Genomic DNA, 12660 nt, shown 5'->3' on the forward strand with positions numbered 1-12660 from the left:
ATGCGGCTGGCGGCGGCGGCGCTGATGCTGGCGAGCGTGCCGGCCGCCGCCACACCGGCTGGCGACGTGCCGGCCGGCGACCGGGTCGCCGCGGCTCTGTCGCACCGGCTGTTTCCCTTGCTCGACACGATCGGCGCCGATCCGGGGGCGATCGAACGGGTGAAGACGCAGCCGGGGGTCGCGGCGATGCTCGCCGCCCGTGCCGCACGGCGCACCGCCTGCGCGGAGGACCTCGCTTGCGCCGCGCAGGCGATGGTCTGGACCCCGGCCGAAAGCGCGACGCTCGTCGCGGCGATGCCGGCCGGTGCCACCCGGGCCGACGACGGGGCGGGTGCGCAGGCGGCGCGTGAGATCGACGGCATCAACACGATCCTGCGCACCTATGCGCTCAACCAGGTGCCACGCTATCCGCAGATCGACGGCCCCGGCGCGCTCGACCCGCTCGAATGGCGCGCGCGGGTGCAGGCGGCGGACTGGCTGGCACGCACGCCTCGCACGCGGTCGATCCAGCCGCTGGACCCCAGCGCCGAATTCGCACTGGCGCTGCTCGATGTCAGCGACCGCACCGACGCGATCGGTTTCGAGCCGATCACCGGCGGGCTCAACGCCGCCGCCGCCCGGCGCGCGCGCGGCCTCGACTGGTCGCGCTGGCGGTATAGCGCGCTGATCCTGACGGGTGTCGGCCCGGAGACGCCGGACACGGCGCTGAGCCCCTATGGCAAATATCATGTCCGCCTCGCCGCCGACCGGTTCGCGCGCGGCGACATCGCCTTCATCCTGCTCACCGGCGGCCGCGCGCATCCGCGCGCGACGCGCTTCACCGAGGCCGAACAGATGCGCAGCGCGCTGATCGACCGCTATGGCGTGCCCGCCGAGGCGATCCTGATCGAACCCTATGCGCGCCACACCACCACCAATTTGCGCAACGCGACGCGCGTGCTCGCCGCGGTCGGCGCGCCGCTCGACCGCGACACGCTTATCGTCTGCAATCCCGGCCAGAGCGAGACGATCGCCAGCCCTGCCTTCGCCCAGCGGAACCGCAGCGAGCTCGGCTACGAGCCGGGCACCGTGGGTCGCCGCCTATCGCCCACCGAACTGGAGTTCCGTCCCTCTGCCCGGTCGCTGCGGGTCGATCCGCGCGATCCGCTCGACCCGTAACCGGAACGCCGCGCGTCCGGCCGATACCCGGGTGAACAAACCGCTTGAGAGAGGCCATGTGCGACGCGGCCGATCCGAGGGAGCATCCGTGCGCGATTCGGAAACGCTGCCATTCCGCCGGCAGCCTTGCGGCATCCGCCGATCATGGCCAGCTAGCGGGCATGAAGAACATCGGCTTTCTCTCCTTCGGCCATTGGTCGGACGCCCCCGGATCGGCGACGCGCTCGGCGCAGGACGTGCTGCTCCAATCGATCGACCTTGCGGTCGCGGCAGAGGAACTGGGTGCGGACGGCGCCTATTTCCGCGTGCATCACTTCGCGCAGCAACTCGCCTCGCCCTTCCCGCTGCTCGCCGCGGTCGGCGCGCGCACCAAGCGGATCGAGATCGGCACCGGCGTGATCGACATGCGCTACGAAAACCCCTTCTACATGGTCGAGGATGCCGGCGCGGCTGATCTCATCAGTGGCGGGCGGCTGCAACTCGGGATCAGTCGCGGCTCGCCCGAACAGGTGATCGAGGGCTGGCGCCATTTCGGCTATGCGCCGGCAGAGGGCGAGAGCGATGCGGACATGGGCCGCCGCCACGGCGAATTGTTCTTCGAACTGCTCGCCGGCAAGGGCTTCGCCAAGCCCAATCCGCGCCCGATGTTCGCGAACCCGCCGGGCCTGCTGCGCCTCGAACCGCATGCGGAAGGATTGCGCGAGCGCATCTGGTGGGGCTCGGGCAACGACGCCACCGCGGTCTGGGCGGCGCGCAAGGGCATGAACCTGCAAAGCTCGACGCTCAAGGCGGACGAAAGCGGCGAACCGTTCCACGTCCAGCAGGCCAAGCAGATCCGCGCCTATCGCGCCGCCTGGGCAGAGGCAGGCCATGCCCGCACCCCGCGCGTATCGGTCTCGCGCTCGATCTTCGCAATGATGGACGATCGCGACCGCCAGTATTTCGGCCGCGGCGACAGCAGCGACCAGATCGGCGTCATCGACAATATGCGCGCGGTGTTCGGCCGCTCCTATGCCGCGGAGCCGGAGACGCTGATCGAGCAGCTCCGCGCGGACGAGGCGATCGCCGAGGCGGATACGCTGCTGCTGACGGTGCCGAACCAGCTCGGCGTCGCGTACAACGCGCATGTGATCGAGTCGGTGCTGCGGCACGTCGCCCCGGCGCTCGGCTGGCGCTGACGGTCAGTCGCTTTTGGCCGAAGCGGTGCGCCAGAAGATGACATAGCCGAACAGGCCAGACAGGACCGACGCGACGAGGATGCCGAGCGAAGCCTGTTCGGTCTGCGCGACATCGGCGAAGGCGAGTTCGGCGATGAACAGCGAGATGGTGAAGCCGATGCCGGCGACGCCCCCGATGCCGAGCACCATCGGCCAGGTCACGCCCTCGGGCAGCGTCGCGCGTCCCAGCCGCGTCGCGAGCCACGTCGCGCCGAGGAAGCCGAGCGGCTTGCCGAGGACCAGCCCGACGACGACGCCCGCGCTGAGCGGCGAGCGCAGCGCCTCTCCGACCAGATCGGCCGAGAAGTGGATGCGGACGTTCGAGATCGCGAACAGCGGCAGGACGATATAGGAGACCCAAGGGGTCAGCACCCGGACGAGGCGTTCGGCGGCCTCGTCGGTCGCGGCGGCCATTTCGTGGATATAGCCGAGGCGGCGTTGGGCGTTGTCGCGCTCCTCCTCCTCGATGGCGGGATCGTCGGTTTCCTCGGCGGCGGCATGCGCTTCCTTGAATCGGTCGACGGGCGCCTGGACGCGTTCGGCGAACAGCCCCTCGGACAGGCGTGAGCTGGTCGGCAGCAGCAGGCCGACGGCGACGCCCGCGATCGTCGGATGGACGCCCGACCCGAACACGCCGATCCATACGACGACGCCGAGCAGGACATAGGGGATGGCGGCGACCCAACGCAGCCGCAGCAGCCCGACGATGCCGAGATAGCCGACCGCCGCCACCGCCAGGAACCACCAGTCGATCGAGGCGGTGTACGCGACCGCGATGACGAGCAGGCCGAACACGTCATCGATCGCGGCGAAGGCGAGCAGCACCGCGCGCACCGCCGGCGGCAGCCGGGTGGTGAACATCGCGACGATCGCGAGGCTGAACGCGGTGTCCATCGCCGCGACGACGCCCCAGCCGTGCTGCGTCGGCGTGCCGTAGTTGAAGGCGAGGTAGAGTGCGACGGGCACCACCAGCCCGCCGATCGCGCCGGCGACCGGGAAGATCGCGGTCTGCAACGAGGCCAGCGACCCCTTGACGAACTCGCGCTTCACTTCCGTCCCGATGATCAGGAAGAACAATGGCATCAGCGCATCATTGACCCATTCGGCGGCGGGGCGGCCGAACGTCCATGCGCCATAGCTGAAACGGATCGGCCGGTCCCACAAGCGTACATAATCGGCGCCGATGGGAGAATTGACGATGATCAGCGCCAGGATCGTCGCGATCAGCAGCGGCCCACCCGAAACCTGGCCGATCGCAAAAAACGGCTCGATTTTCTGAAGGATAGCGGCCGCCGGCGAGTGGTGCGCCCGCGCCGCGACGCGTCCGGACAGGCGTGGGTTGAGAGCCATGGATTTCCTGTTCACTAAGCCTTGGGATTGAGACGGATAACACTCTGCCGTGTTCCCGATCCGTCCGACCGGCACGAAGTCTCGAACCATGGGTCAAATCGACTGACGCTTCGAGTTGTTAACTGGTGTTCGCAACGCCGGCTAGCTGCACAACGCACGCCGCGCGGTTCGGGCACCGCCGCAGAAGTGATAAAATCAATCTGGCACACTAATCGGAAAATGTTTCTTTGACTTTCGCGTGCAAAACCGCATGTAGGTTAAAGCCGAGCCTTCCCCCAGGCGTCCGGCACATATTGTCCGACTAAGCGAGTACCCCCCGATGACGACGGAAACCAATACGGTCGAACTGGCCACCGAGCTGACGATTGCGTGGCTGAGCAATCCCAACACGCGCACCAATGCCGATGACGTGCCGGCCTTCCTGCAGTCGATGCATGCCGCGGTCGGCCGTCTGGCCAGCCCCGACGCCGCCGAGCCCGAGCAGGCGGCGCAGGAGTTCACGCCTGCCGTCTCGGTGCGCAAGTCGCTCGCGTCGCGTGACCACATCATCTCGATGATCGACGGCAAGCCGTATCGCACGCTGCGCCGCCACCTGACGACGCACGGCCTGACCCCCGACGAATATCGTCAGCGCTATGGCCTGAAGCCCGATTATCCGATGGTCGCGCCGTCCTACAGCGAGAGCCGCAGCGCGATGGCCAAGACGATCGGCCTCGGTCGCAAGGCCGGCCAGAAGGTCGATCAGGGTGCCGGCAACGGCAATGGCAACGGTGGCGCCGCCAAGGCACCGCGCAAGGGCGGCAAGGCCGCGCTGCAGGCGGCCAAGGATACGCTCGGCACCGAGGAATAATCCTCCGTCGAACGGCAGGCGGCCTCCACCGAGGCCGCCTGCTGATCTTCCAATCTTCGAACTATTCCAGATCGTTTTCGCTGATCACGATCAGCGTCTGGTCCGGATTGCGTGCCAATGCCGCTAGCCCCGCCTCGGCAATCTCGTCCGAGAAGCGGTTGAACATCTCGACCGCATCATCTTCCTCGGGCGCATCGCCGCTCAGCGCCTCAAGCACGTCATATTGCACGGCGAACTGCAATTCTTCTGCATCGACCTCGCCGGAGAACTCCACCTGCCGCTCGTTGGGGTTGTCGAGGATGGAAGCGGTGTCGATATCGAGCTTGTCTGCGGCCACGGGGTACCTCTTTCGTAAAACCATCCAGCGATTGGCGGGTCAGATCGGATAGCGCAAGGCGCACGATGATGTTCCGTGCCGACGCGCCGTGTCTACACAGCGCGGCGGCATCGGCGGCATGATCAGGCGGCGGTCGTCCCGGTCATCGCGGTACGCAGCACCGGCCGCGGCGCTGCCAGCAGCGGCGCGAGTCGGCGATAGGTCGCCAGCGCCTGTCCGACCACCTGGTCCATATTATAGTAGCGGTAGGTCGCCAGACGCCCGACGAAGCTGACGTTGGGCTCCGCCACCGCAAGCGCCTCATAGCGCTTGTAGAGCGCCTGATTCTCGTCGCGCGGGATCGGATAATAAGGATCGCCCGTCTCGCTCGGGAATTCGTAGGTCAGGCTGGTCCGCTCGGCGCTCTGGCCGGTGAGATGCTTGTATTCGGTGATGCGGGTGTGAGGCACGGACTCATTGGGATAGTTCACGACGGCGACCGGCTGGTGCCATTGCGTGTCCATCGTGCGATGTTCGAAGCGGAGCGAGCGATATGGGAGCTTCCCGTATCGGTGGTCGAAATATTCGTCGACCGGCCCGGTGAAGACGAGATGGTCGTGCGGATAGGCGTCGCGCACATCCTTATAGTCGACGCCGAGCAGCAGATCGATGTTGGGATGATCGAGCATCGCCGCGAACATCTTGGTATAGCCGTCGCGCGGCATCGCCTGGAACTTGTCGGTGAAATAGCGGTCGTCGGTGTCGCTGCGCGTCGGCACGCGCGCCGTCACCGACTTGTCGAGCTCCGAGGGGTCCATGCCCCATTGCTTGCGGGTATAGCCCTGGAAGAAGGTCTCGTAGAGTTCGCGGCCGACCTTCGACACCACGACATCGGCGGACGTGCGGATCGGATCGACCGGCTCGGCGCGGCTGGCGAGGAAGGCGTCGACCTCCGCCTCGGTCGACAGGTCGAGGCCATAGAGCATGTTGAGCGTCGTGCGGTTGATCGGCATCGGCAGCAACTGTCCCTCGACGTCGGCGAGCACGCGATGCTCGTACGGCCGCCAGGCGGTGAAGCGCGAGAGATAGTCGACGATCTCGGATGAGTTGGTGTGGAAGATGTGTGGGCCATATTGATGGATCAGGATCCCCGCCGCATCGAGATGGTCGAAGGCGTTGCCGGCGATATGCGGGCGACGATCGACGACCAGCACGCGCTTGTTGCCGTCCGCGGCCAGCCGCTCGGCCATCACCGCGCCGGCAAAGCCGGCACCGACGACCATCACGTCATAGCGTTCGCGCGCCGCCGGCCAGGCGATCGGCGACACCACCGGCTCATGCCGGTTGCGGCCGGCGATCTCGGCCTCGATCAGCGCCGCCATGTCGCTGGCGGTGCGGGTCCACGAACCACGCGCGATCTGCGCGTCGGCCGCGTCGCGCCAGCCGGAGCCGGCGCCGCGCATCGCCAGCGCGGCGTCGCATGCGGCGACGAAGGCGGCGGGCGTGTCGGCGATCGCCACCGCCTCCAGCTCGCCATAATGGCGCACGACGTCGACGATCGGCGTCGACACCACCGGACAGCCGGCGGCAAGATATTCGGGCGTCTTCGTCGGGCTGATGAAGCGCGTCGCCTCGTTGATCGCGAACGGCATCAGCGCGACATCCCAGCCGGCCATATAATCCGGCAACTCGGCATAGGATTTGCCGCCGAGATAATGGATGTTGGCGCGGCGCGGCAGATCGTTCGCATCGATCTTGACCACCGGACCGACGACGACCAGCGACCATTCGGGGCGAGCATCCGCCACTGCGGCGAGCAGGTCGAGGTCCATCCGCTCGTCCACCACCCCGGAGAAGCCGAGCCGCGGCGTGGCGATGCCGGCCTGATCGGCGGGCGCGGCGACCGGGCCGCGCGCGCGGGAGAAATGCGCCGCGTCGATGCTCGACGGAAAGGCATGGACGTTGGAATGGCGGCCGCGCTTCGCCTCGTACAGGCTGGTGCCGCCAGTAAAGACGATGTCGGCGCGCTCGATCAGCCGCTGTTCGCGCTCGAGCAGTTCCGGCGGTGCGCCCTTGAAGGCCGACAATTCGTCCATGCAATCGTAGACGATGCAATCCGCCGCGACATGGTCGGAGAAGGGCAGCATCATCGGCGTATAATACCAGCGCAGGACGCGGCCGGTGGTGCCGGCAAGCGCCGCGTCGAGCAGACGGGCAAGCTCCGGCTCGTCGCGGCCGCGCAGCGTCTCGTCGAGCAGCGGCGTCAGCACGGTGACGCCACTGTCGGGGCAGACATGGTCACGGACCTGCGAGGCACCGAGCCCCGCCGCATATTCCGGCTCTTCCCAGAACAGGACGCGGTGCGTCTGCGCGAAGCGCGTCATGAGATGCTGGGGACGCTGGAAGACAAAGGCCCAGCGCAAATGACTAAAACAGATCAGCGTCGGTCGCTCGCCCGCCCGTGCATTTATAGTGGAAACGATGTCGGCGGACGAAACCAATACGGCCACGTTGATCCCCTTAACTGTGGTTATTCACCATCGGGAAACATGACGCGGGACTTGAAGGTTCCTGTAAATCCCTGATTCACAATGTAAATCAACACGATTTTAGGAACGTTGTCCGGGCGCAGCCGTTGGGCGCGACGGGAGACGCACATGCATGATCTGGAGCTTTGGGGCGGTGTCGAGTGCACCGTCAACCGAACCGATGCGGGCTATCTCGACCAGCTGCGGCTGAGCGGCCATCATGTCCGTGACGGCGATCTCGACCTGTTTGCCGGCCTCGGCCTCGCGGCGATCCGATATCCCGTGCTGTGGGAACGGGTGTCGCCCGATCCGGCGGCGGCGCCGGACTGGCGCTGGTCCGACGCACGGCTGGGGCGCCTGCGCGAGCTCGGCATGCGACCGATCGTCGGGCTGGTCCATCACGGCAGCGGGCCGCGTCATACCCATCTGCTCGACGACGGCTTTGCGCCGGGCCTCGGCGAACACGCGCGGCAGGTCGCCGAACGCTATCCCTGGGTCGAGGCGTGGACGCCGGTCAACGAACCGCTGACCACCGCGCGCTTCGCCGCGCTCTACGGCCATTGGTATCCCCATGCCGCCGACGAAGGTTCGTTCTGGCGGGCGCTGCTCAATCAGGTGGACGGCACGCGGGCGGCGATGCGCGCGATCCGCCGGGTCAATCCCGCGGCACAGCTGATCCAGACCGACGATCTCGGCCGCACCTATGCGACGACGCGGCTCGGCGAGCAGGCGGCGTTCGACAATTTGCGCCGCTGGGCCGGGTGGGACCTGCTGTTCGGCCGGATCGTGCCGCATCACCCGCTCTGGGCACGGATCGCGCGCTACGGTCTGGGCGACCGGTTGCGTGCGATCGCCGACGATCCCTGCCCGCCCGACGTGATCGGGGTGAACCATTATCTGACCAGCGACCGCTTCCTCGACCACCGGCTGCAACGCTATGCCGTCGAGACGCATGGCGGCAACGACCGGCTCGCTTATGCCGATACCGAGTCGGTACGGGTGCTCGATCCGGCGCCGGCGGGGCTCGCCGGTGTGATGCGCGAGGCGTGGCAGCGGTACGGCGTGCCACTGGCGATGACCGAGATCCACAATGGCTGCACCCGCGAGGAACAGCTGCGCTGGGCGGCGGAGGCGTGGGATACCGCGGTGACGCTGCGCGGCGAGGGCGTGGCGGTGCAGGCGGTCACCGCCTGGTCGCTGCTCGGCAGCCATGGCTGGAACAGCCTGTTGACCCGCCCGCCGACCGGCCCCGATGCCTATGAACCCGGCGTGTTCGACGTCGCGACCGGTACGCCGCGGCCGACGGCGCTGGCGGCGCTGTGGCGCGGGCTGCCGCGGGGCGACGCCCGTCATCCGGTGACCGCGGACGAGGGCTGGTGGCGGCGGCCCGAACGGCTGATCTATCCGCCCCTGCCCCGCCCGGCCGGACCGCGCGCTGCCGCCGATGCCGACCCGGCGCCGATGCTGCTGATATGCGGCGCGACCGGGACGCTCGGCCAAGCCTTTGCCCGCGCCTGTACCCAGCGCGGCATCCGCCACCAGCTCATCGGGCGCGCGACACTCGATCTGCTCGACACCGGCCGGATCGGTGCGGCGCTCGACCGACTCCGGCCCTGGGCGGTGGTGAATGCCACCGGCTGGGTGCGGGTCGACGACGCCGAGGGTGAGGAAGCGACCTGCCACGCGATCAACGCCACCGCGGCGATCGCTCTGGCCGAGGCATGTGCCGCGCGCGGCATCGGCTGCCTCAGCGTGTCGAGCGACCTCGTCTTCGACGGCGACGCGGGGCGGTCCTATGTCGAGTCCGACCCGCCGCGGCCGCTCGGCGCCTACGGGCGCAGCAAGGCGGCGATGGAGGCGGGCTGCGCCGCCTTGCCGGGCTCGCTGGTGATCCGCACCGCGGCCTTCTTCTCCGCGCTGGACGATCACAATTTCGCAATTGCCGCCGCCGATACGCTGGCGCGCGGCCAGACCTTTCCGGCAGCGGACGACCAGATCGTCACGCCCAGCTTCGTGCCCGCGCTGGTCGACACCGCACTCGACCTGTTGATCGACGGCATGGACGGCATCTGCCACGTGTCGGGCGGCGAGGCGTTGAGCTGGGCCGCCTTTGCCGAGCGGGTGGCTGTGGCCTGTGGCCTCGACCCGCGGCTGGTGCGTCCGGTGGCGGGGGCAACGCTGGGCTGGCGCGCGCCGCGGCCGGCCGCGGCGGGGCTGGCGAGCACGCGGATCGCGCTGCCCCAGTCGCTCGACGCCGCGCTTGCCCGCTTCGCCGGCGATCGGCGCCAGCGCTGCGCGGGGTCGCGCGCCGCCTGAGGGGCCTTGTCAGCGCGGCGGCGAATGCGCAGATGCTGGGCGATGAGCTCTCCTTCCCGCCGCGGCTTCCTGCGCGACGCCGGTTTGGGTCTCGGCGCGCTGACCGTGCCGTGGCTGCCGGCCTGGGCGCAGCCGGTGTCCGCCGGCCTCGCGCCGGCGCTGCCGACGCTGACCGGCCCCGATATCGCGCTGACCGTCGATCACCTGATGGCGACGATCGATGGCAGGCGCACGCATGCGATCGGCGTCAACGGCACGCTGCCCGCCCCGCTGCTGCGGCTGCGCGAGGGGCAGACGGTGCGGCTGTCGGTCACCAACCGGCTTGCCGAGGAGACCTCGATCCACTGGCACGGGCTGCTCGTCCCGTTCCAGATGGACGGGGTGCCGGGGATCAGCTTTCCCGGCATCACGCCGGGCACCACCTTCACCTACGAATTTCCGGTCGTGCAGGCGGGGACCTACTGGTACCACAGCCATTCCGGGTTGCAGGAGCAGATGGGGCATTACGGCCCGATCGTCATCGATCCCGCCGGTCCCGATCCGGTCGCGGCGGATCGCGAGCATGTCATCGTCCTGTCCGACCACAGCCCGCTCCACCCGCATGCGATCTTCACCAAGCTGAAGCAGCAGGGCGGCTATTTCAATTATCAGAAGCAGACCCTTGCCGGGCTGCTCGCCGGGCGCGACCAGGCGGCGAAGGATCGGCTCGCCTGGGGCGGGATGCGGATGGACCCGACCGACGTCTCCGACGTGACCGGCGCCACCTATACCTATCTGGTCAACGGCCATGGCCCGGCGGACGATTGGACCGCGCTGTTCGCGCCGTGCGAGCGGGTGCGGCTGCGCGTCGTCAACGCCTCCGCCATGACCAATTTCAATTTGCGCATCCCCGGCCTCGCGCTGACCGTGGTGCAGGCGGACGGACAGAATGTGCGGCCGGTGACGGTCGATGAGCTTCAGGTCGCGGTGGCCGAGACCTATGACCTGATCGTCGCGCCGGCGGATCGCGCCTATAGCCTGGTCGCCGAGGCGTGGGACCGGTCGGGCATGGCGCGGGCGACGCTGACGCCGCGGGTCGGGCTGACCGCGCCGGTGCCGCCGCTGCGCAAGCGGCCGCTCGCGACGATGCGCGACATGGGCATGGGCGCGATGGGCGCGATGGGCGAGGACAAGATGGCTCCTGCCCCCTGCCCGCCCGAACATGCCGCGATGGGCCATTGCCAGCCGGGCGGCGAGATGGCGGGCATGCAGCACGCGATGCCGCACACGATGCCGGGCGAGATGCAGCACCGGATGCGCGACTTCGCCGCCGCGCCCGAACTGCCGAAGACCCCGGTGGTGCAGACGATCGCGCCGATGCCGACGGACCGCACCGGCGAGCCGCCGCAGGGCCTTGCCGATGCCGGCCATCGCGTGCTGGTCTATCGCGATCTGGTCGCGCTCGCCGCCAATCCGGATACCCGTGCGCCATCACGGCAGCTGCGCATCCATCTGACCGGCAATATGGAACGCTATATGTGGGCGTTCGACGGGGTGAAGCTCAACGCGGTCACCGCGCCGATCCCGTTCCGCGAGGGCGAGCGCGTCCGCGTCACTTTGGTCAACGACACGATGATGGCGCATCCCATCCATCTGCACGGCCATTTCTTCGAACTGGTCACCGGCCACGGCGACCATGCGCCGCGCAAGCATACGATCAACGTCGCGCCGGGCGGCACCGCGACGTTCGACCTTACCGCCGACGCGCCGGGCGACTGGGCGTTCCACTGCCACATGCTCTACCATATGCACGCCGGGATGATGCAGGTGGTCAGCGTCCGTCCCGACACCGGGACCGGCAGCGGAGCGGGGGCATGAGCGCGCTGCTGATGCTGGCGCTCGCCGCCGGGGCGTCGCCGCAGATGCACGATATGCATGGCATGGGCGGCATGCACATGCCCGGCATGGCGATGCCGCCGCGTGCCAAGCCGGCGCCAAAGCCCAAAGCGAAGGCGAAGCCGCGGCCGGCGCGCGCGGCGAAACCTGCTGCTGCGTCTGCCGCGCCCGCCTGCGCACCGAAGCATCAAGCGATGGGGCATTGCACCCCGGCGGCCCCCGGCGCTGCGATGCACGACATGCACGACATGCCCGGCATGACGATGCCCGCCCCGTCCGCCGAGGCCCTTCCGGTAGCCGGCCCCACGGGCACCGACCAGCCCGCCGGCAATGCGCCGCCACCCGCCCCGCCGACCGATCGTGCGGCGGCGCGTTTCTACGATCCAATGGCGATGGCGGCGGCGGACCGGCGGATGCGCGCCGAACATGGCGGCATGACCTTCGGGCAGATCCTGTTCGACCTTGCCGAGGTGCAGGTTCGCAGCGGCCGCGACGGGCTGCGCTGGGACGGCGAAGGCTGGTATGGCGGCGACCGCGACCGGCTCGTCGTCAAGACCGAAGGCGACGGCAGCCGCGACCGGATCGACCGTGCCGAGGTGCAGGCGCTCTATTCGCGCGCGATCGGTCCCTATACCGATCTGCAGGGCGGTCTGCGCCAGGACCTCGGCGCCGGGGCGCGGCGGACCTATGCGACGATCGGCGTCGAGGGCCTCGCGCCCTATTGGTTCCAGTTCGAGGGTGCGCTGTTCGTGTCCGACAAGGGCGATGTGCTCGCCCGCGTCCAGGGCTATTACGACCAGCGCATCACTCAGCGGCTGATCCTGCAACCGCGCGTCGAACTCAATCTCGCCGCGCAGGACGTGCCGGCGAGCCGCATCGCCGCCGGCCTGTCGGAGACGGAAGTCGGCGTCCGCCTGCGCTACGAGATCCGCCGTGAGTTCGCCCCCTATGTCGGCGCGACGTGGCAGCATCGCCGCCGCGACGACGACAGCGGCGGCGCGATCGTCCTGGGGGTGCGCAGCTGGTTCTGATCGGCGCGACCGATCACTG

General features: G+C 68.7%; 9 protein-coding genes. 6 read left to right on the top strand and 3 right to left on the bottom strand.

The genetic code is table 11. The annotated features are described in order from the left end of the window. Both HD841_RS08985 and HD841_RS08990 read left to right on the top strand, forming a co-directional pair. Positions 1-1158 (top strand): YdcF family protein, encoded by a 1158-nt coding sequence (locus HD841_RS08985; RefSeq protein WP_179508846.1) that lies wholly within the window; start codon positions 1-3, stop codon positions 1156-1158. A gap of 161 nt (positions 1159-1319) precedes the next feature. Beyond that, positions 1320-2336 (top strand): LLM class flavin-dependent oxidoreductase, encoded by a 1017-nt coding sequence (locus tag HD841_RS08990; protein WP_179508523.1) that lies wholly within the window; start codon positions 1320-1322, stop codon positions 2334-2336. A gap of 3 nt (positions 2337-2339) precedes the next feature. On the opposite strand, the gene nhaA is transcribed toward HD841_RS08990, so the two are convergent. Further along, positions 2340-3725 (bottom strand): Na+/H+ antiporter NhaA, encoded by a 1386-nt coding sequence (gene nhaA / locus HD841_RS08995; protein ID WP_179508524.1) that lies wholly within the window; start codon positions 3723-3725, stop codon positions 2340-2342. Between the two features lie 319 nt (positions 3726-4044). On the opposite strand from nhaA, the gene HD841_RS09000 reads away from it, so the two are divergent. Further along, on the top strand, positions 4045-4575 hold the full coding sequence (locus HD841_RS09000; RefSeq protein WP_179508525.1) for a MucR family transcriptional regulator: 531 nt from the start codon (positions 4045-4047) through the stop codon (positions 4573-4575). Between the two features lie 61 nt (positions 4576-4636). Here the strand turns inward: HD841_RS09000 and HD841_RS09005 are convergent, their stop codons facing one another. After that, the gene (locus HD841_RS09005; RefSeq protein ID WP_179508526.1) at positions 4637-4912 is read right to left on the bottom strand and encodes a DUF1488 family protein; all 276 of its coding nucleotides are present in this window, start codon (positions 4910-4912) and stop codon (positions 4637-4639) included. 122 nt (positions 4913-5034) lie between these two features. Continuing rightward, entirely contained in the window at positions 5035-7275 is a 2241-nt protein-coding gene (gene glf / locus HD841_RS09010; protein WP_179508527.1) for a UDP-galactopyranose mutase, read from the bottom strand. Between the two features lie 273 nt (positions 7276-7548). On the opposite strand from glf, the gene HD841_RS09015 reads away from it, so the two are divergent. Genes HD841_RS09015 through HD841_RS09025 form a run of 3 tightly spaced genes read left to right on the top strand, consistent with a single transcriptional unit; the run spans position 7549 to position 12641 of the window. Continuing rightward, positions 7549-9735 carry a sugar nucleotide-binding protein gene (locus tag HD841_RS09015; protein WP_179508528.1) on the top strand — a complete coding sequence of 729 codons (2187 nt, stop codon included), beginning with the start codon at positions 7549-7551 and terminating at the stop codon, positions 9733-9735. 42 nt (positions 9736-9777) lie between these two features. Further along, complete coding sequence (locus HD841_RS09020; RefSeq protein WP_179508529.1) at positions 9778-11592, top strand: copper resistance system multicopper oxidase; 1815 nt, start codon at positions 9778-9780, stop codon at positions 11590-11592. Then, on the top strand, positions 11589-12641 hold the full coding sequence (locus HD841_RS09025; RefSeq protein ID WP_179508530.1) for a copper resistance protein B: 1053 nt from the start codon (positions 11589-11591) through the stop codon (positions 12639-12641). The genes HD841_RS09020 and HD841_RS09025 overlap by 4 nt, the downstream gene beginning before the upstream one ends. Positions 12642-12660: the final 19 nt, after the last annotated feature.

The organism is Sphingomonas melonis, assembly GCF_013409985.1.
Taxonomy (GTDB): Bacteria; Pseudomonadota; Alphaproteobacteria; order Sphingomonadales; family Sphingomonadaceae; genus Sphingomonas; species Sphingomonas melonis_A.

Excerpts from the sequence above, each read along its gene's own strand:
- HD841_RS08985 (WP_179508846.1), top strand. The coding sequence starts at position 1 with ATGCGGCTGGCGGCGGCGGCGCTGATGCTGGCGAGCGTGCCGGCCGCC.
- HD841_RS08990 (WP_179508523.1), top strand. The coding sequence starts at position 1,320 with ATGAAGAACATCGGCTTTCTCTCCTTCGGCCATTGGTCGGACGCCCCC.
- nhaA (WP_179508524.1), bottom strand. The coding sequence starts at position 3,725 with ATGGCTCTCAACCCACGCCTGTCCGGACGCGTCGCGGCGCGGGCGCAC.
- HD841_RS09000 (WP_179508525.1), top strand. The coding sequence starts at position 4,045 with ATGACGACGGAAACCAATACGGTCGAACTGGCCACCGAGCTGACGATT.
- glf (WP_179508527.1), bottom strand. The coding sequence starts at position 7,275 with ATGACGCGCTTCGCGCAGACGCACCGCGTCCTGTTCTGGGAAGAGCCG.
- HD841_RS09015 (WP_179508528.1), top strand. The coding sequence starts at position 7,549 with ATGCATGATCTGGAGCTTTGGGGCGGTGTCGAGTGCACCGTCAACCGA.
- HD841_RS09020 (WP_179508529.1), top strand. The coding sequence starts at position 9,778 with ATGAGCTCTCCTTCCCGCCGCGGCTTCCTGCGCGACGCCGGTTTGGGT.
- HD841_RS09025 (WP_179508530.1), top strand. The coding sequence starts at position 11,589 with ATGAGCGCGCTGCTGATGCTGGCGCTCGCCGCCGGGGCGTCGCCGCAG.